This window comes from Paracoccus sp. NFXS7 (assembly GCF_040148865.1).
Lineage (GTDB): Bacteria > Pseudomonadota > Alphaproteobacteria > Rhodobacterales > Rhodobacteraceae > Paracoccus > Paracoccus marcusii.
In genome coordinates, this window is sequence record NZ_JAKEKV010000006.1 from 62,905 (window position 1) to 81,633 (window position 18,729).

An 18,729-nucleotide genomic window follows, 5' to 3' on the forward strand; every position below is an offset into this window, starting at 1 on the left:
GGCGCCAAAACAAGGAGAAACAAGATGAACGAAGCTACGACACAAAGCATTGGCAGCCAGGCGTCTGCTTCCGCCACCTCAGAGATGTCGCCTGACCGGATCCCGATGGTGCTGACCGGCCAAGCGTTGCTTTCACTTCGCGACTCGGGCCACAGCTTGCCGACAGCCCTGGCTGAGCCAATCGACAACTCGCTGGAAGCCCGGGCGAGCAAAGTGGCAATTCACCTCGAAAAAGGGATCGTAAACGGCCGGGGTGTGGTCTCCCAGATCGCCATCTCTGATGACGGAGACGGTATGGACCCAGAGACTCTCCACCATTATTTGCAGATTGGTTATTCTAGCCGATACATGCGGACGGATACTATTGGCAAGTATGGTGTTGGTGCAAAGCTCGCAGCCCTGAACTTCGCAAAGCGGATCGACGTTTTCAGCCGTCAGAGTGCAAAGGACCCGTGGCTGCATGTCTCCTTCGACCTGGATGATGCGTTGTCCAAAGAATCTGAGCAAGGGCACTCTGTAGGCATCGACGCTCCAAGGGCGGATGATGTTCCCGTGGAGCTGCAACAGTACCTTCCTGCGGAAAAGGGCACTCTCGTTGTTTGGGGGCGTATCGACAAACTCGAAGACGGCCGCGTTTTCGGAAGCTTCGATGAACTTGTCGTAGATGTCCAAAAAGAGCTTTCGCGCATCTACCGCGAATTCATCAGCGGGGGTATCAAATTTGAGGTCAATGGCACGATGCTCAAAGCGCATGACCCATTGCTTCTTCTAGAAGACACGTGGGCTGACTCGGTGCTGTCGAAGGAGCCTAAGAAGGCCGGTGGCGTTAAAAAATCCCATTTCCCTGCCACTCTGATAGCTGACGAGCAGGTGAAGGTTCGCGATACATACGCGCGAGTACGGATTACGCTGTATCCAGAAGAAGTGACCCGGGAGCGGGGGAAGGGTGGCGATAAGCTTGCGCAGAAACTGCGCGTCCCTGAGAACCAGGGAGCCATTAGCTTTATGCGAAAAGGACGCGAGATTGCGTACACCAATGTCCCTCGTATTTTGCCGCGTGGCGTCCAGGATCCTGACCGGTTCATTGGCATAGAAGTGGCCTTTGATCCTAAACTCGATGATTACTTCGGCGTCCGAAATGTGAAGCGCGGAGTCGAGCCCCATGGGGAGCTGCGTGACAAGATACGTGAGCTTTTGAAACGCTTCATCGACACGGCCCGGCGGATGCTTGATGATCGATGGGGCGAGGTTGACAAAACGACTAAGCGTGAAAACGGTGAGTTTTCACCGGTTATGGAGCGGGTCAAAGACGCGGATTCTAAGATGCCGAAGGGTCCGCGGCATGAGGTTGATCCGGAGAAGGAGAGAGAGGCGCTTGAGGATCTTGCGCGCGACACGGGCCACGATACGGCTGACGATAAGAAGGCGTATCTGGAGAAAATTCGTGGACTACCCTTTGTACTCGAACCGGTGGACTTCCCGGGCAAGCAATTCATCGACGTATTGCATTTGAGCGATACGGTGGTGATCCGGCTCAACACGCGCCACCGCTTCTACCGAGAGCTTTGGCAACCGCTGGATGAGATTGCCAAGAGGTCGCCGGGCGCAATCTCGGGCGAAGACGCTGCTAAGGCTGCCCGACGGGCGGTCGAGGGTCTGGCCCTAATGGTCGTCGCGTTCGGAAAGGCCGAGTCGATGGACGCTGATCCCAGCAAGTATCAGGACCTAACGATGTACTGGGGTCAGTTTGTCGACACCCTTATGGGTAAGGTCAAGGACGTCTGAAATAGAAGAACCGGTCGTACATAAAGCCCCAAAGAGCCACCACAAATGGTGGCTCTTTTCTTGCACACAGCGGCAATATTGCGACCACCCCACTCGGAAGAGGGCTTCGAGACTTGGCGGGAGAGCGGTCGACAAGCTGAGACCTGACGTAGATAATTCGGTATGGACCGACGACTTCCCTCCAGCCCTGCGCACGTGCGGGCCAGCCACTTCAGGTGCCTTGGGCTATTCTCCAACCTGAGAAGCTTCGAAGAGCTTGAGCGACGCATCGAGAAGCTTACCTCTGCGAAGGACCGTGGCGACGCCTTCGAGGTGTTCGCGGAGGCCTACCTGAACACCCAGAATATCATGCAGGCAGCCGATGTCTGGCCCGAAGGTGCCGTGCCCCTAGGTGTCATGCAGCGGCTCAAACTTCCCGCGACGGACATGGGCGTCGATGGTGTCTTTCGAACTCTGAACGGTAACTATGCCGCCTATCAGGTTAAGTATAGAGCGGGTCGTAAGGCGCAGACATGGAGCGAGCTGTCCACATTCGCCGGCCTCGCTGATCGCGCCGATCTGAAGGTGCTCTTCACCAACAGCAGCGAAGTCCTCGAGGTCGTGACCGACCGGCGGGACGTGTTCTGCATCCGCGGCGCCGATCTGGATCGTCTGTCGGCAGATGACGTCGCAGCCATCGACACATGGTTGAGGGGCGGCGTCATAAAGCGGAGGCTCTGGGAGCCCAAGCCCCATCAGGGAGAGGCCCTGACGGCGATCCTCGCCGGTCTGCAGGACCATGACCGGGTCACCACGGTGATGGCCTGCGGGACGGGCAAGACGCTCACGGCTTTGTGGCTGGCTGAACGCCGAGAACCTAAGCGCGTCATCGTGCTTCTGCCGTCGCTGTCGCTGGTACGCCAGACCCTGCACGAGTGGCTGAAGCAGACGCGCTGGCAGAGCCCAAGGTTCCTGGCGGTCTGCTCCGACCCGACGGTCACCAGCGGCACAGAAGACATGATGGTGGTGCACCAGGCGGATCTCGATTTCCCCGTCACGACAGAGGCCGATGAGATGAAGCGTTTCCTCAACGAGCGGTCAGACAGCGTTCAGGTCGTCTTCTCGACATACCAGTCTGCCCATGTGGTCGGCGCGGCCATGGAAGGTCAGAAGCCCTTCGACCTGGGCATCTTTGACGAGGCCCACAAGACCGCAGGGCGAGAAGGCAACCGCTTCGCCTTCGCCCTCGAGGATGCGAACCTGCCCATCGCCAAGCGCGTGTTCATGACCGCCACGCCCCGGCACTACAACGTCCGCAAGAAGGACAAGGAAGGCGATAAGAAACTCGTCTACTCGATGGATGTACCGGAGGTTTACGGCCCCATCGTACACACCCTATCCTTCGCGGAGGCCGCTCGCGAAGGCATCATCTGCGACTTCAAAGTGATCATTTCATTGGTCACCTCGGAGGTAATCAATGACGAGCTGCTGAAGCATGGCGAAGTGCTGGTCGGCGGCGATCCGGTTAGGGCCCGCAGCGTCGCCATCCAGATCGCCCTGAAGCAGGCCTGCGAGGAGCATGACCTTCACAAGGTGTTCTCGTTCCATAGCAGCGTCGCGGCGGCGAAGGACTTCACCGGAGACACCGCCAGCGGAATCAGGACGCACATGCCTGGCTATCAGGCGCTGCACGTCAACGGCGCGATGCGCACGGCGGCGCGTGAGATGGTCATGCGTGAGTTCAGGGATGCCGATCGGGGCATAATTTCCAATGCCCGCTGTCTGACCGAAGGAGTGGATGTCCCCGCAGTCGACGTGGTGGCGTTCCTGTCGCCACGCAAGAGTAAGGTGGACATCGTGCAGGCTGCCGGTCGAGCGATGCGCAAGTCGGACGGGACCGGCAAGAAATATGGCTACCTGCTGCTGCCGTTGTTCCTGGAGACCGAAGCCGGCGAAAGCGTCGAGGACGCACTGGAACGAACCGGATTCAACGAGGCATGGGATGTCCTTCAGGCCATGCAGGAGCAGGACGCTGAACTGGCCGACATCATCGAAGAGATGCGTGTCGAACGAGGCAGGACCGGCGTTTTTGACGACAGTCGTTTGCGGGAAAAGTTCGAAGTTCTTGGACCGCAGGTTTCCTTGGCGGCGCTGAAGCAAGGTGTTTCTACTTCGATAGTCGAGCGCCTCGGCAACAATTGGGACGAACGTTACGGGGAACTAATCAAGTACAAAGAAGAGCACGGCGACTGTGATGTTCCCCAAAACAGCTCGACACATAAATCTCTTGGGATTTGGGTGGCTAGACAGAGACGCTCCTACGACCGGGGTGAATTGCCGAAAGACCGCATCGATCGCCTCGAGGCACTGGGGTTTGCTTGGGATGTCTTGTCCAAAATATGGGAGGCAAGGTTCTCAGAACTCTGTCGTTATAAATCGAAGCATGGGGACTGCAACGTACCGAGACATTGGAAGGAGAATAGGCATCTCGGCTATTGGGTGAACACGCAGCGCATTGACTATAAGGAGGGCATTCTACCGGAAGACAAGGTAAAGCGATTGGAAGCCGTAGGTTTCCATTGGTCTCCAAGTAGAGATCGTTGGGAAAAAATGTTCTTAGAGCTTGCTAAATACCAGAAAATACACGGAACATGTATTGTGCCGCGAAAGCTGACCGGTAATTCGGAACTTGCGAACTGGGTTGGCACTCAGCGGCGAAAGAGGAGAATGGGTAGTCTGCCCAGTCACCTTGTGTCGCGCCTGGATGATTTGGGCTTCGCCTGGGACAGATTTGAAGAGGCGTGGGAGGCAAAGTTCCAACAGTTAAAAGCCTACAAGAGCATGAATGGCAACTGCAATGTCCCCATTGAACACCCAGAACACTCCAGCTTGGGCTCATGGGTCTCAGATCAGAGGAAGCGCTTCAAACAGGGAAAGGTGTCAGAGAAACGACGCAAGAAGCTTTGTTCTATTGGATTTCTATTTTGAATACCTTGTTTTCTAGGCAAGAACACAGGGCCGATCAAATGGGGTTCTGATATCGCTACTCGGGTCTTCAAAATCCTGGACTGTCGAACGCGCTTCGCGTGGAGCTGGCTATGGCGGGAGACAGCTTTGACCCAAAGATTCTCTTCGATTATTTCGCTGCTCGTGGGAGGCATGTGGCGGTGGTTGCGAACGACATTTCAACAACAGAACGGCCTCAATGCCGCCCTGAGTTTTGGATTTATGGTCCATCTATTAGAGCGCGACCTGAGTCCAAATGATCGGCATAACTTTGAAAAAACAGCGCGACGTCAGAATCTTACAAGCAATTCACCAAAATGGCTCAGTCATGAGGTCCGGAGAATAACGGCCCTGAGAGACCGCTTCCGGGCCTCCCGGCGCCAAGGCCAGTGCTCAGCCCCTCCCGCATAACCCTCGAAAACAACGGAAAAATCCGGCCGCAGCCAAATCGGGAGAACGCTTTCGCGGGGGCTAGTGGCGGAGCGAGAGGGATTCGAACCCTCGAGACGGTCTCCCGCCTACACACTTTCCAGGCGTGCGCCTTCGACCACTCGGCCACCGCTCCGTGAGGCGGGTCTAGCCCGACGCACGGCGCGGTGCAAGGGGATCACAGCTTGGAAACGCGCTTTTGCAGTTCGGCAAGTTGGCGACGGATCTCGGCCATGTCGCGCTCGTCCTCGGGGGTTGCGGGGCTGGCGGGGGGCGCGGGCGTGCCGTCCTCCCGTTCGGGGCCCGAGGCACCACCGCGCCAGCCGCCCATCATGGCCTTGAGAAACATCTGCTGCTGGCGCTGCAGCGCGTCGAATCCCGGCATCGTGGCCATGGGATTGGGCATCGCCGCCATGTTCTCCATCAGCTTGGACTGTCCCTCGCGCAGCATCTCGAAGCTCGCGGCAAGGAACTGCGGGACGACCGATTGCGCGTTGGTCGTATAGCTGCGCACCAGGTCGGTCAGCACGTCCAGCGGCAGGACGCTCTCGCCCCGGCTTTCATGTTCGGCGATGATCTGCAGCAGGTACTGGCGGGTTAGATCATCGCCCGACTTCAGGTCGATGATCTTGACCTCGCGGCCATCGCGGATGAAGCCCGCGATATCCTCCAGCGTAACATAGTCGCTGGTCTGCGTGTTGTAGAGGCGGCGGCTGGCATAACGCTTGATCAGCAGCGGCGCAGTCGATGCGGCCATCCTGGGTTCCTTGAATTCATCCTGGCCGCCATGATGAATTCTGCACCCGCAAAACGCAAAGGAAAAAGCCCCGGCGCGCAAATGCGAACAGGGGCGACCGAAGTCGCCCCTGCCCCGTCGGTTGCAGTGATCAGGCGATCACTTGTCGACGGTCGCCGTGGCGGCCTTCTTGACGGCGGTCTGGGTGTCGCGGGCGGCCTTTTCGGCCACCTTCTGCGCATCCGACGCCATGTCCTTGCCGGCGGTCAGCATCAGGTCGACGGTGTCCATCTGGACCTTCTTGGCGACTTCGGCATAGGCAGCCATGTGCTCGGCGGCCATTTCGGCTGCGGCCGAGGCGAAATCGCTCATGGCCTTGGCGTATTCGGACGGGTCCTGCTTGACGGCAGCCAGCTCACCCATGCGCGAGATCGAGTCTTTGGCCCAGCGGGCCGAGATCTCGGTCGAACGCTCGGCGGCGCTCAGCGCGACGCGGGCCAGCTTCTCGCCCATCATCGACTGCGACTTCATCGCGTCCTGCATCGAGCTGGTGTCGATGGGAAAGTTCGCCATCATGTCCTGCATCGTCTTGGTCATATCGGGGGTCTTTGCCATGTCGTTCACTCCTGTGATGCAGCGACCGAGAGACAGAGGGAACGGGTCGCTGCGATCCATTCCATGCCATCAATATGAATGCTGCACCGCAGCATTTCAAGTATTTTTTCTGCGGCGCGGCGAAAATCCGGCGGGCCGGCGCAAGCCCTTGGAAAGTCCCGTGCGCCAGCCCCGCTTCAGCCTGCGCGCTCGTGGACATAGCGGCCGGGGGCGGGATCAAGACCCGCTCCGGGGTCGCGGGCGGGCACCATCGGACCGGCCCGCTCGGCCAGCCATGCGCCCCAGGTCGGCCACCAGCTGGACTGCTGGAACGCCGCCGCGTCCTTCCAGTCCTGATGCGTGCCGCCAAAGCCGTGATCGCTGAGATAGTGGCCGTATTTCTGCCGCGTGGGCGGGTTCACGATGCCCGCCACATGCCCCGATTGCGACAGGATGAAGGTCTTGTCCTTCGATCCCATTTGCGCCACCCCGCGCCAGCAATCCTTCCAGGGTGCGATGTGGTCACCCTCGCAGGCGACAGAACACAGGGGCACCGTGACGTCGGACAGGTGCAGGCGGTGGCCCAGCAGATCGAACCCCTCCTCGGCAAAGGCGTTCTTCTGGCACAGGCCGCGCAGGTACTGCATCGCCATGCGCCCCGGCAGGTTCGTGCTGTCGCCGTTCCAGAACAGCAGATCGAAGGCCGGCGGCGTCTCTCCCATCATGTAGCTGCGGATGGCAGGGCCCCAGACCAGGTCGTTGGCGCGCAGGAAGCTCATGGTGCGCGACATCAGCTGTGCCCGCAGCAGGCCGTGGCGCTGGACCTCGGCCTCGATGCCGCCGACGAAATCGTCCTGCAGGAAGCTGGTGAATTCGCCCTGGTCGGAAAAGTCCGTCAGCGTGGTCAGCAGCGTGGCTGAGTTCACGCGGCGATCGCCCTTCTGCTTCAGCAGCGCCAGAGTCAGCGACAGCGTGGTGCCCGCGATGCAATAGCCGACCGCGTTCAGCCGCGCCTGTCCCGTCAGGGCCTGCACCTGGTCCATCGCGTCCAGATAGGCCTGGACGTACTCCTCCATGCCGGTGTCGGACAGGCTGGCATCGGGGTTCTTCCAACTGACGACGAACAGCGTCTGGCCCTGATCCACCAGCCAGCGGATCAGACTGTTCTGGGGCTTCAGGTCCAGAATGTAGAACTTGTTGATCCAGGGCGGAAAGATCACCAGGGGCAGGGCATGCGCCTTGGGCGTCGTGGGCGCGTACTGGATCAGCTCGAACAGTGGCGCGCGATAGACGACGGTGCCGGGCGCGGTTCCGATGTTCTCTCCGACCGTGAAGGCGCGGCGATCGGCCAGGGACACGATCATCTCTCCGCCATGCTGCTCGACGTCGCGAACCAGGTTCTCCAGCCCCTTGACCAGGCTCTCGCCCTCGGTCTCGACGGCCTTCTCCAGCGCGTCGGGATTGGTCGCCAGAAAGTTGGTGGGCGCCATCATGTCGATGATCTGCGCGGTCATCCAGTGGACACGCTTGCGGGTCACATCGTCGGGCAGGTCCAGCGTCGCCGTCGCATCCTTCAGCGCGCGCGCATTGGTCAGGTACTGCTTCTTGATCAGGTTGAAATAAGGATGGGTCTGCCACAGCGGGTTGGCAAAGCGGCGATCGGCGGGGCTGTCATCCTCGGGAGCGGTCAGCTGCCCGGTGGCCAGCGCCTTCTGCGCGCGGGCATAGTTCGACAGGGTCTGCCCCCAGAAGGTGACCTGCGTCTCGATCATCTTGGCGGGATGTTCCGCCAGCGTCTTCAGGAACGCGTTCGCGGCGGTCAGGTACAGCTCGGCGCCCGGCCCCTCGACGCCGGGATTGGGCAGGTTGCGATCGGCCAGCGCGGCCATCAGGCGGTGACCCAGGGTTTCGATCCGCTCGATGTTCTCGGCCAGCTTGTGGGCGGCAGGGGCGGGCTTGGGCGCCGCGACCTTAGCTTCGCCTTCGGGCGGCGTGCCTTGGACCTGGGGCGTCTCGATCTTGGGTTCGGCGGCCTCCACCTTGGCCTGGGGCGTCTTCACCTCGACCTCCGGGGTCTTGGCCTGGGGCTTGGGCTTCGCGCGCGCCTTTGCGGTTGTTGCCGGTTTCGCACGTGATTTGGCAACATTTTTACCCGTCTTGTCCGGCTGTCTTGCCATGATCCGTAATCCCCCCTACTTATACGGTCATGATATGCGCAGGGCAGGCAAGGCGTAAACCCGGCTTCTGACCCCGTTCCCGCCGCCCCGTCGCGCGCAGATCATGTGCCGCGGCGCAGCAATTGTGGGGTTACATGTCGGTCAAAGGTCTTCGCGGCATCGTGTCCTATGACGCGATGGAGACGATTCGGAACACGAACGAATGGATGGGCGCGACCGCCCGCGCGATCGGGGCCTATCCCGCCTTCGCCTTGGTCCCGCATCCCGCGTTCCGGATGCTGGGGGCCTGGGGCCGTGTCACCGAACGCAGCTTCGCACGCATGGTGATCAAGCCCGACTGGGAGATCCCCCCCATCGCCGGAGAGGACGGGCAGGACCACGTCGTCTATGTCGAGCCGGTCCTGCGCCGGGCCTTCGGCGACCTGATCCATTTCCGCGTCGCCCGTCGCGACCCCCTGCCCCGCAAGGTCCTGCTGGTCGCGCCGATGTCGGGTCACTATGCGACCCTGATGCGCTCGACGGTGCTGTCGCTTTTGAACGACTGCGAACTCTACGTGACCGACTGGCACAATGCCCGCGACATTCCTGTCAGCGAGGGCAAGTTCGACGTCGAGGATTATACCCGCTACTTGGTCGACTTCATCCGCCACCTGGGCCCCGACGTGAATGTCATTGCGGTGTGTCAGCCGGCGCCCTTGGCCCTGGTCGCGACCGCCATACTGGCGGAGGAGGAGCCGGCTGCGCAGCCGCGCACCCTGACCCTGATCGGCGGCCCCGTCGACCCCGACGCCGCCGCGACCGAGGTCACCGATTTCGGCAACCGCATCACCATGGGTGAGCTGGAGCATCTGGCGATCCAGTCCGTGGGGTTCAAGTATCGCGGTGCCGGGCGCATGGTCTATCCCGGGCTGGCGCAGCTGTCGTCGTTCATCACCATGAACATGCAGACCCATACCCGCGCCTTCATCGAACAGATCTATGCCGAGGCGCGCGGCACCGCCAGCGAAGGCGACAAGCACAACAAGTTCTATGACGAATACCTGGCGGTCATGGACATGACGGCCGAATTCTACCTGTCGACCGTCGAACGCATCTTCAAGAACCTCGAGATCGCGCAGAACCGCTTCACCGTCGACGGCCGTCCCGTCGATATCGGCAAGATCACCGACGTTGCCGTGATGACGGTCGAGGGGGCGAATGACGACATCTCGGCGCCGGGCCAATGCGTCGCGGCGCTGGACCTGTGCACCGGCGTGCCCGACGCCAGGAAGGTTCAGCACCTGGAACCGGGCGCCGGCCATTACGGCATCTTTGCCGGCAAGTCGTGGCGCCTGAACATCCGCCCGCTGGTTCTTGACTTCATTGACGAAAACGCAGCGCTGCCGGACAGCGTCAAGCCGCGTCGCAAGCGTCGGGCAGGCGGCGCGGCCGCCGATTGCGGCGTCAACGATCCGGTCCACTCGGACAACGTCGCGGTCTGACGTCGGTCCCGCGGGACGGGGGAACCCGGTCCCGCGGATCGTTGTTTATCCCGCGATCGCCGCCTGATGCGGCACGAAAGGATCGCAGGATGACCGACCACAATCACCAGTTCTGGAGCCGTCTGGACGACATCAACAGCGGCATGCTGGGTGTGACCCAGGATTCGCGGCTTGTTCCGATGTCGCATTATACCGACCGCAAGGTCGGCGTGCTGTGGTTCATCACCGCCAAGGACACCGATCTGGCCCGCAGCGTGGCATCGGGTCCGCAGGATGCGATGCATGTGGTCAGCGATGCTGGCCAAGGCCTTTACGCCCGCATCCACGGCACCCTGTCCCTGTCCGACAACCGCGCCAAGCTGGACGAGTTGTGGAATGCCGTCGCTTCCAGCTGGTTCGAGGATGGCAAGCAGGACCCCGACGTCCAGCTGCTGCGTCTGGACCTGACCGAGGCGGAGGTTTGGGCCACCGGCGGCAGCATGGCCTTCCTGTACCAGATCGCCAAATCCAAGATCACCGGCGACAAGCCCGACATGGGCGACCACTACTCCCTGACGTTCTGAACGACCTCCTCGATCGTCGCGACGATCAGGTTCAGACAGTCGGGCGAAGAGAACCGGTGATCGGCCCCCTTGACCAGGGTCAGCCGCAGATCCTCGCCCGACGCGTGATCCAGCAGGTCCATCGCCCAGGACACCGGCACATCCGCATCCGCTGTCCCCTGCAGCATCCGCGCCGGAAAAGGCAGCGACAGCGGCTGGTTCAGGACCAGTTGATCGCGGCCATCCTCGATCAACCGGCGCGTCAGGATCAGCGGCTCTCCGTACTCGCTTGGTAGGGCAACGCGGCCGTCGCGCATCAGCACCTCGCGTTGGCCGGGTGAAAACCCGGCCCAGAACCCGCGTTCGGTGAAATCCGGCGCCGCGGCAATCGTGACCAGCCCGGCAACGCGGTCCGGGATCGTTCGTGCCATCAGCAGGCTGATCCACCCGCCCATCGACGATCCGACCAGAACCTGCGGGCCCTGTGTCAGCGCCTCGATCGCTGCACGGGCATCGGCGGCCCAATCCCCGATGCAGCCCTCCTCGAACGCGCCGTCGCTGGCGCCGTGCCCGGAATAGTCGAACCGCAAAAAGGCACGCCCCTGCGCCGCCGCCCAGTTTCGCAGATGGACTGCCTTCGACCCCTGCATGTCGGACCGGAACCCGCCCAGGAACACGATGCCGGGGCCCTGCCCCTCCAGGCGGTCGTAGGCGATGCGCCGTCCCGTCTCCGTCGTCAGATAATCCGTCATTCGCTCACCTCGTCCAATCCCCATGCGACCCAGGCCCCCAAGGCCGACGCCGCGGCGAAGGCGGCCACCGCCCATTGCGCGCCCAGCACCGCCAGCCCCGCAGAGGCGGCGCCGGCCACCAGCAGGACGACACCGACCACCAGGTTCGACACCGCGGTATAGGCGGCGCGCTGATCATCGGGCGCCATGTCGACCAGATAGGTCGTCCGCCCCTGCCGCACGCCGTGATAGGCGATCATCAGGCCGAACAGAACCACCGCGATCGCGCCCGTCACCTGTGCCAGCCCCATCGCCGCCAGAACCAGGGCCGCACCCAGGGCGATTGCCCCCGCGACGCCCGACCAGATCAGCACCCGGCGGGCCGACCGGTCCGACATCCGCCCCCAGACCCAGGATGACAGCAGGGATGCCAGCGCCGATGCCAGCACCAGAAGGCCCAACTGACGGTCTCCCTGCCCCGCCGCGGCCAGCACCAGCAGATAGGGCGGCGCCAAGGCCGATCCCACCAGCAGCGACCGCGCGACGATGAACCGGGCCAGCTGTCCATCCTCGCGCACCAGGCGCAGCTGGCCGATGGATTGCGACAGGCTCAGCACCTCCTCACGCGGCTGCGCCTCCTCGTCCAAGGTCGCAAAGCTCGCGCCGCCCAGGATCCAGGCGACGCCCGCCAGCGCCACCGCGCCGATGACCAGCACCGCCCGGTCCAGCGGCTGCCACAGAAGCAGGCCGGCAAAGACGATGACCCCCGCGGCACCCACGCTGCTGGCGAAACCCGTGGCCGCGCCGCGCCGCGACTTGCCCACCGTCTTGCCCAAGACATCCTTGTAGCTGGCCGAACAGACCGACCGCGCCAAGGCCAGCACCGCCAGGGCTGCGATGATGGCCCCGCCCGCGGCCGGCCCCTCCATCGTCAGTGCGATGCCCGCGATGGCCAGCGCCGCCAGACCCTGCACGACGCTGCCCACGGCCCAGGCCCATTTGCGTCGCGGCAGTGCGCCGATGGCCCCTGCGGTGAACAGTTGCGGCAGCAGCGACCCGGCCTCGCGGACCGGCACCAGCAGGCCGATCACGCCCGCCCCCGCACCCAGATGGGTCAGCAGCCAGGACAGAACCAGTTTCGCGTCGACCAGCCCGTCGGCCAGTTTCGACGCGGCCAGAGACAGGATGTGGCGCAGGAAGTTGCGCGGCTCGACCCGGCTCTGGGCGTCGGACAGGCCGCCGTCACTGTCGGGGTCCTCGACCAGACGCTCGAACAGTTGCTCCTCGAAATCGCTGTGGTGGCTCATGCTGGCTTCCCGTGTGTTGCCGTAATCTTGACTAATCGCGCGGGCACGTCCATGCCTGCCCGACCATAACCCGCAACCGGGCGTTCCGTGGGCGCCAAACCGACGAGGAGGACAACATGTCCCAGATCACCCTCACCTTTCCCGATGGCAATGCGCGCAACTATCCCGCCGGCGTGACCGCCGCCGAGGTCGCCGAGAGCATCGCGCCCAGCCTTGCCAAGCGCGCCATTTCCGCCAGCCTGGACGGCAGCCACATCGACCTGGCTTGGCCGATCACCGCCAGCGGCCAGATCGCCATCCATTCGATGAAGGACGAGGCGCAGGCGCTGGAGCTGATCCGCCACGATTTCGCCCATGTGATGGCCCGTGCGGTCCAGGCGATCTGGCCCGACGTCAAGGTCACCATCGGCCCGGTCCGCGACCACGGCTGGTTCTACGATTTCGACCGGGCCGAACCCTTCACTCCCGACGACCTGGGCGCGATCGAGGCCAAGATGAAGGAGATCATCAACGCCCGCGAACCCGTCCGCACCGAGATCTGGGACCGCGACCGCGCGATCGCCCATTACAAGGCGGCGAACGAGCCCTTCAAGCTGGAGCTGATCGACCGCATCCCCGAGGGCCAGGACCTGCGCATGTACTGGCACGGCGACTGGCAGGACCTGTGCCGCGGTCCGCACCTGCAGAATACCAGCCAGCTGCCCGCCGATGCCTTCAAGCTGACCCATATCGCCGGGGCCTATTGGTTGGGCGACGCGACGCGACCCATGCTGCAGCGCATCTATGGCGTGGCCTTCCGCAACCGCGACGAACTCAAGGCGCACATGACGATGCTGGAGGAGGCCGCCAAGCGCGACCACCGCAAGCTGGGCCGCGAGATGGACCTGTACCACATGCAGGAGGAGGCGCCGGGCCAGGTGTTCTGGCATCCGAACGGCTGGAACATCTATACCACGCTGCAGGACTACATGCGCCGCAAGCAGCGCGCCGACGGCTATGTCGAGGTCAACACGCCCCAGGTCGTCAGCCGAAAATTGTGGGAAGAATCAGGGCACTGGGAGAACTATCAGGAAAACATGTTCATCGTCGAGGTCGACGAGGAACATGCCAAGACCAAGACGATCAACGCCCTGAAGCCGATGAACTGCCCGTGCCACGTGCAGATCTTCAACCACGGCCTGAAATCCTATCGCGACCTGCCGCTGCGCATGGCCGAGTTCGGGTCCTGCAACCGCTATGAGCCCTCGGGCGCGCTGCACGGCATTATGCGCGTACGCGGCTTTACCCAGGACGACGCCCACATCTTCTGCACCGAGGACCAGATCGAGGCCGAGACCAAGAAGTTCATCGACTTCCTGGCCGGGATCTACTCCGACCTGGGCTTCGAGGGCTGGCGCATCAAGCTGTCGACGCGCCCCGAAAAACGCATCGGGACCGAGGAAAGCTGGGACCGCGCCGAGGCCGCCCTGGGCAACGCCTGCAAGGCCGCGGGCCATGACTACACGGTTTTCCCCGGTGAGGGCGCGTTCTACGGGCCGAAGCTGGAATTCGTGCTGACCGACGCCATCGGTCGCGACTGGCAATGCGGCACGCTGCAGGTGGACCCCAACCTGCCGGAACGCCTGGATGCGGAATATGTCGGTGCCGACGGGCACAAGCACCGGCCCATCATGCTGCACCGCGCGGTGCTGGGCAGCTTCGAGCGTTTCATCGGCATCCTGATCGAGAACAGCGCCGGCAAGCTGCCCTTCTGGCTGGCGCCGCGTCAGGTGGTCGTGGCCTCGATCGTGTCGGATGCGGACGCCTATGTGCACGAGGTCGTGGCCGCCTTGCGCGCCGGCGGCATCCGGGCCGAGGCGGACATCCGCAACGAAAAGATCAACTACAAGGTTCGCGAGCATTCCGTCGGCCGCGTTCCCGCGATCCTGGCCATCGGCATGAAGGAGGTCGAGGACCGCACCGTCTCGCTGCGCCGCCTGGACGCGCAGGGCAGTCGCACCGTGACCCTTGACCAGGTCGTGGCCGATCTGGCGGCCGAGGCCACGCCCCCGGACCTGCGCTGAACCCCGCCTGCGTCAAACGCGGCACCACGGGGCCGCGTTTGACTCTTGCGTTTTGCAACGATTCGGGCATCCTCTCAGTCGCGTGAGCGAAGACTTTCTACCGCCTCCCTCTTGGGCAGCCGGAAGACCGAAAGCGGGCTGCACGGCCTGGCGCAATCCTGCGTCGGGATGACTTGAAGGAGAATACGGTTATGGCGACCGGAACGGTAAAATGGTTCAACTCGACCAAGGGCTTCGGCTTCATCGCGCCCGATGACGGCGGCAAGGACGTGTTCGTGCACATCTCGGCCGTGGAACGTGCCGGGCTGACGGGCCTTCAGGACAACCAGAAGATCGCATTCGAGCTGCAGTCCGGCCGTGACGGCCGCGCCTCGGCCAGCGATCTGAAACTGCTCTGATCCGCCATCGCGCGTGATCCGGACGGCCCGTTCGCGCGGGCCGTTTTTTATTGGGCGACAGGCAGGACGCAGGAATGAACCTGGCCGAACATGTGCTGCGGGCGGGGCAGGCTGTCCCGGACCACCAGGCCCTGGTCGTCATGGGCGCGGACGACGCGCAGGTCTGGACCCATGGCGATCTGCGCCGCGCGGTGCTGGGCACGGCCACGGGCCTGACGCGCGCGGGCCTGCGGCCGGGCGACCGGCTGCTGATGCGGCTGGCGAACCGCCCGGCCTTTCCCATCGCCTATCTGGGGGCCATCGCTGCGGGGGTGATCCCGGTGCCGACCTCGGCCCAGCTGACCGGGGCCGAGATCACGCACATCGCTGCCCGCATCGCACCCGCGATGATCGTGGGCGGCGCGGGCGTGCCCCTGCCCGACCATCCCGCCCCCGTCCTGACCGAGGGCGACCTTGACGGCTTTGCCACGCTTCCCCCGGCCGATTTCGCCCAAGGGTCCGCGGATCGGCTGGCCTATATCGTCTTCACCTCGGGCAGTTCGGGCCAGCCCCGGGCCGTCATGCACGCGCATCGCGCGATCCTGGCGCGGCAGGCGATGATGGCGGGCTGGTACGGGCTGCGCGCCGACGATCGCCTGCTGCATGCCGGGGCGTTCAACTGGACATTCACCCTTGGCACCGGGCTGCTGGACCCGTGGACCCTGGGGGCTACGGCATTGATTCCCGCCGACGGCACCCCGATCGAACGCATCCCCCTGCTGGCTGCGCGTCACGGCGCGACGATCCTGGCCGGGGCGCCCGGTGTCTTTCGCCGGATGCTGCGCGCGGACTGGCCCCCGATCGTGACCCTGCGCCACGCCCTGGCCGCCGGAGAGCGGTTGGACCCCGGCCTGCGCACCGCCTGGACCGCCCGCACCGGCACCGACCTGCACGAGGCGATGGGCGCCTCCGAAATCTCGACCTTCCTTTCGGGCAGCCCGTCCCGGCCCGCCCCCCACGGCACGGCGGGCTTTCCGCAGCCCGGCCGTCATGTCGCGATCCTGGGCGACGATGGCCCCCTGCCGCCGGGACAGCCGGGCGCGCTGGCGGTCCGGCGCGACGATCCGGGCCTGTTCCTGGGCTATCTGGACGATCCCGATGCGACGCGCGCCTGCTTTCGCGGCGACTGGTTCGTGACCGGCGACATGGCGCAGGCCGATGATCGCGGCGCGATCACGCTGCTGGGGCGGGCCGACGACATCATGAATGCCGGCGGCTTTCGCGTCGCCCCGCCCGAGATCGAGGATCATCTGGCCACCCATCCCCATGCGGGCGACGTGGCGGTAGCGGAACTGCCCACCGCGCCGGGGGTCAGCATCGTCGCGGCCTTCTGGACCGGTGCCGCGACGCCTGACCAGATGCAGGCTCTGGCCGAGGCCGGCCTTGCCCGCTACAAGCAGCCCCGCGCGTGGATCCCGCTGGACGCGCTGCCGCGCACGCCCACCGGCAAGATCAACCGCCGCGCCCTGCGCGAGGCGCATCGCAAGGACCGACCATGACCCGCCTGGACATCTTCGCCGATCCCGTCTGCCCCTGGTGCCTGATCGGCAAGGTCGAACTGGACCGCGCCCTGGAAAGCCGCCCCGATCATCCCTTCGCGATCACCTGGCACCCGTTCCGCCTGAACCCCGCCATGCCGCCCGAAGGGATGGACCGCGTGGCCTATCTGCGGGCCAAGCTGGGCGATCAGGTCGATGCCGCCGCGCGCGCGCTGGCGGAACGCGCCGCGGCCCTCGGCCTGACCCTGAACCCCTCGCCACGCGAACCCGACACGACCGATGCGCATCGCCTGATGCACTGGGCCGGACTGGAAGGTGCACAAGGCCGGGTGATGGCCGGGCTGCTGCGGGCGCATTGGCAGGATGCCCAGGACATCGGCGATGCGTCCGTCCTGTCGGCGATCGCCGGGGCGGCCGGCATGGACCCTGCCCTAACCGCGCGCCTGCTGGCCAGCGACGCCGACCGCGACGAGGTCGCCCGTCGCGAGTCGCACGCCCGACAGCGCGGGATCTCGTCGGTCCCGACCTTCATCGTCGCGGATGCCCATGCGGTCAGCGGCGCCCAGCCCGCGGACCTGTGGCAGAGCGTCATCGACGAGATCATGGCAGCATCCCGCTAGGGTCAACTTGCAGACTCTGCAAGATGGGCCTATCTGAGGGTCTGACCCAACCGGTGACCCCATGACAGACGTTTCCCACCCCGGGCTTGCGCAGCAGCAACGCCTGCCCCTGCCCGAATTCATCGCGATGCTGGCATTCCTGTTCGCCACCATCGCCTTTTCCATCGACGCGATGCTGCCCGCATTGCCTGACATCGCGGCGGACCTGACGCCCGACAACGTAAACCGCGCCCAGCTGATCCTGACCACCTTCGTGGCCGGGATGGGGCTTGGCACGCTATTCGCGGGCCCGTTGTCCGACGCGCTTGGCCGCAAGCGCACGATCACCATCGGCTTTGGCATCTACATCGCCGCGACCATCGCCGCGATCTATGCCGATTCGCTAGAACTGCTGCTGGTCGCGCGCTTCGTGCAGGGTCTCGGCGCCGCCGGTCCGCGCATCGTGGGTCTGGCCCTGGTCCGCGACCTCTACGAAGGGCGCGAGATGGCCCGGATCAGCAGCTTCGTCATGATGATCTTTATCATGATCCCGGCCGTGGCGCCGACGCTTGGTGCGGGGATCATCGCGATCTCGGACTGGCACGGGGTGTTCCTGGCCTTCATCGCCTTCGCCGTGATCGGCGCATTGTGGCTGAACATCCGCCAGGCAGAGACGTTGCCCCCCGCCGCCCGCCGTCCCCTGCGCATCGGCACCCTCTATGCCGCCGCGCGCGAGGTCCTGTCCGACCGTCAGGTGATGCTGGCGACGCTGATCCTGACGCTCGGCTTTGGGCAGATGTTCGGCCTGCTGTCCTCGGCCCAGCAGCTTTTCGGCGAAACCTACGGCAAGGGAGAGAACTTCCACCTTTGGTTCGCCGCCATGGCGCTGCTGTCGGGGTCGGGAACGGTACTGAACGCAACCTTCGTGATGCGCTTTGGCATGCGGCGGATCGCGAAATGGGCCTATGTGATGCAGACCATCGTGTCGGGACTGGCGCTGACGCTGATCCTGTCCGGCGTGCTGCCGCAGGGATTGGAATTCCCGGTCTTCTTCTTTTGGGCGGTCAGCGTGTTCTTCATGGCCGGGGTAACCTTCGGCAACCTGAACGCGCTGGCGCTGCAGCGCATGGGCCATATCGCAGGCATGGCCGCATCCATCGTCGCGGCGATCTCGACGCTGGCGGCGGTGCTGATCGCGGCTCCGGTTGGACTGCTTTATAACGGCACGGCGATCCCGGCGATCACGGCGACGCTGATCTGCTCGGGCCTGGCCTGGGCGCTGATGCGGCGTCTGAACGACTGAAGATGGGCGGGGCCATTCGGTCCCGCCCGTTCGTCATGGAACCGCCCACGGGGGGTCCGGG

The 18,729-nt window shown here is 64.0% G+C and carries 14 protein-coding genes and 1 tRNA gene; 9 read left to right on the forward strand and 6 right to left on the reverse strand.

Going from position 1 to position 18,729, the window contains the following annotated elements; genetic code table 11:
• The first annotated feature begins 24 nt into the window (after positions 1 to 24).
• Both LZ686_RS11355 and LZ686_RS11360 read left to right on the forward strand, forming a co-directional pair.
• Complete coding sequence (locus LZ686_RS11355) at positions 25 to 1,785, forward strand: ATP-binding protein (protein ID WP_349547869.1); 1,761 nt, start codon at positions 25 to 27, stop codon at positions 1,783 to 1,785.
• A gap of 162 nt (positions 1,786 to 1,947) precedes the next feature.
• Positions 1,948 to 4,752, forward strand: coding sequence for a DEAD/DEAH box helicase (locus LZ686_RS11360; RefSeq protein ID WP_349547870.1), 2,805 nt, complete (start codon positions 1,948 to 1,950; stop codon positions 4,750 to 4,752).
• 493 nt (positions 4,753 to 5,245) lie between these two features.
• Here the strand turns inward: LZ686_RS11360 and LZ686_RS11365 are convergent.
• The 4 genes from LZ686_RS11365 to phaC all read right to left on the reverse strand — a co-directional run bounded on the left by LZ686_RS11365 (position 5,246) and on the right by phaC (position 8,589).
• Positions 5,246 to 5,335, reverse strand: a tRNA-Ser gene (locus tag LZ686_RS11365).
• 42 nt (positions 5,336 to 5,377) lie between these two features.
• Complete coding sequence (gene phaR / locus LZ686_RS11370; protein WP_273742934.1) at positions 5,378 to 5,956, reverse strand: polyhydroxyalkanoate synthesis repressor PhaR; 579 nt, start codon at positions 5,954 to 5,956, stop codon at positions 5,378 to 5,380.
• A 138-nt stretch (positions 5,957 to 6,094) separates the two neighbouring features.
• Positions 6,095 to 6,550 (reverse strand): Phasin, encoded by a 456-nt coding sequence (locus LZ686_RS11375; protein ID WP_273742933.1) that lies wholly within the window; start codon positions 6,548 to 6,550, stop codon positions 6,095 to 6,097.
• Positions 6,551 to 6,726: 176 nt separating this feature from the next.
• A complete protein-coding gene (gene phaC, locus LZ686_RS11380; protein ID WP_349547871.1) occupies positions 6,727 to 8,589 on the reverse strand; it encodes a class I poly(R)-hydroxyalkanoic acid synthase in 1,863 nt (620 codons plus the stop codon).
• Between the two features lie 251 nt (positions 8,590 to 8,840).
• On the opposite strand from phaC, the gene phaZ reads away from it, so the two are divergent.
• On the forward strand, positions 8,841 to 10,187 hold the full coding sequence (phaZ, locus tag LZ686_RS11385; RefSeq protein WP_127898190.1) for a polyhydroxyalkanoate depolymerase: 1,347 nt from the start codon (positions 8,841 to 8,843) through the stop codon (positions 10,185 to 10,187).
• Positions 10,188 to 10,276: 89 nt separating this feature from the next.
• Positions 10,277 to 10,750 (forward strand): pyridoxamine 5'-phosphate oxidase family protein, encoded by a 474-nt coding sequence (locus LZ686_RS11390; protein WP_045981191.1) that lies wholly within the window; start codon positions 10,277 to 10,279, stop codon positions 10,748 to 10,750.
• On the opposite strand, the gene LZ686_RS11395 is transcribed toward LZ686_RS11390, so the two are convergent.
• Positions 10,732 to 11,481, reverse strand: coding sequence for an alpha/beta hydrolase (locus LZ686_RS11395; RefSeq protein ID WP_349547872.1), 750 nt, complete (start codon positions 11,479 to 11,481; stop codon positions 10,732 to 10,734). The genes LZ686_RS11390 and LZ686_RS11395 overlap by 19 nt on opposite strands.
• A complete protein-coding gene (locus tag LZ686_RS11400; protein ID WP_349547873.1) occupies positions 11,478 to 12,767 on the reverse strand; it encodes an MFS transporter in 1,290 nt (429 codons plus the stop codon). The genes LZ686_RS11395 and LZ686_RS11400 overlap by 4 nt, the downstream gene beginning before the upstream one ends.
• Positions 12,768 to 12,883: 116 nt before the next feature.
• Between LZ686_RS11400 and thrS the strand changes: the two genes are divergently transcribed.
• The 5 genes from thrS to LZ686_RS11425 all read left to right on the forward strand — a co-directional run bounded on the left by thrS (position 12,884) and on the right by LZ686_RS11425 (position 18,668).
• Positions 12,884 to 14,830, forward strand: a complete 1,947-nt coding sequence (thrS, locus tag LZ686_RS11405; protein ID WP_349547874.1) for a threonine--tRNA ligase — start codon at positions 12,884 to 12,886, stop codon at positions 14,828 to 14,830.
• Between the two features lie 191 nt (positions 14,831 to 15,021).
• A complete protein-coding gene (locus LZ686_RS11410; protein WP_042244736.1) occupies positions 15,022 to 15,228 on the forward strand; it encodes a cold-shock protein in 207 nt (68 codons plus the stop codon).
• 74 nt (positions 15,229 to 15,302) lie between these two features.
• Positions 15,303 to 16,766, forward strand: coding sequence for a class I adenylate-forming enzyme family protein (locus LZ686_RS11415; RefSeq protein WP_349547875.1), 1,464 nt, complete (start codon positions 15,303 to 15,305; stop codon positions 16,764 to 16,766).
• On the forward strand, positions 16,763 to 17,386 hold the full coding sequence (locus tag LZ686_RS11420; protein ID WP_273742929.1) for a DsbA family oxidoreductase: 624 nt from the start codon (positions 16,763 to 16,765) through the stop codon (positions 17,384 to 17,386). Before LZ686_RS11415 ends, LZ686_RS11420 begins: the two co-directional genes overlap by 4 nt.
• A gap of 61 nt (positions 17,387 to 17,447) precedes the next feature.
• Positions 17,448 to 18,668 (forward strand): multidrug effflux MFS transporter, encoded by a 1,221-nt coding sequence (locus tag LZ686_RS11425; protein ID WP_245008339.1) that lies wholly within the window; start codon positions 17,448 to 17,450, stop codon positions 18,666 to 18,668.
• Positions 18,669 to 18,729 lie beyond the last annotated feature (61 nt).

Excerpts from the sequence above, each read along its gene's own strand:
- LZ686_RS11355 (WP_349547869.1), top strand. The coding sequence starts at position 25 with ATGAACGAAGCTACGACACAAAGCATTGGCAGCCAGGCGTCTGCTTCC.
- LZ686_RS11360 (WP_349547870.1), top strand. The coding sequence starts at position 1,948 with ATGGACCGACGACTTCCCTCCAGCCCTGCGCACGTGCGGGCCAGCCAC.
- phaR (WP_273742934.1), bottom strand. The coding sequence starts at position 5,956 with ATGGCCGCATCGACTGCGCCGCTGCTGATCAAGCGTTATGCCAGCCGC.
- LZ686_RS11375 (WP_273742933.1), bottom strand. The coding sequence starts at position 6,550 with ATGGCAAAGACCCCCGATATGACCAAGACGATGCAGGACATGATGGCG.
- phaZ (WP_127898190.1), top strand. The coding sequence starts at position 8,841 with ATGTCGGTCAAAGGTCTTCGCGGCATCGTGTCCTATGACGCGATGGAG.
- LZ686_RS11390 (WP_045981191.1), top strand. The coding sequence starts at position 10,277 with ATGACCGACCACAATCACCAGTTCTGGAGCCGTCTGGACGACATCAAC.
- LZ686_RS11395 (WP_349547872.1), bottom strand. The coding sequence starts at position 11,481 with ATGACGGATTATCTGACGACGGAGACGGGACGGCGCATCGCCTACGAC.
- LZ686_RS11400 (WP_349547873.1), bottom strand. The coding sequence starts at position 12,767 with ATGAGCCACCACAGCGATTTCGAGGAGCAACTGTTCGAGCGTCTGGTC.
- thrS (WP_349547874.1), top strand. The coding sequence starts at position 12,884 with ATGTCCCAGATCACCCTCACCTTTCCCGATGGCAATGCGCGCAACTAT.
- LZ686_RS11410 (WP_042244736.1), top strand. The coding sequence starts at position 15,022 with ATGGCGACCGGAACGGTAAAATGGTTCAACTCGACCAAGGGCTTCGGC.
- LZ686_RS11415 (WP_349547875.1), top strand. The coding sequence starts at position 15,303 with ATGAACCTGGCCGAACATGTGCTGCGGGCGGGGCAGGCTGTCCCGGAC.
- LZ686_RS11420 (WP_273742929.1), top strand. The coding sequence starts at position 16,763 with ATGACCCGCCTGGACATCTTCGCCGATCCCGTCTGCCCCTGGTGCCTG.
- LZ686_RS11425 (WP_245008339.1), top strand. The coding sequence starts at position 17,448 with ATGACAGACGTTTCCCACCCCGGGCTTGCGCAGCAGCAACGCCTGCCC.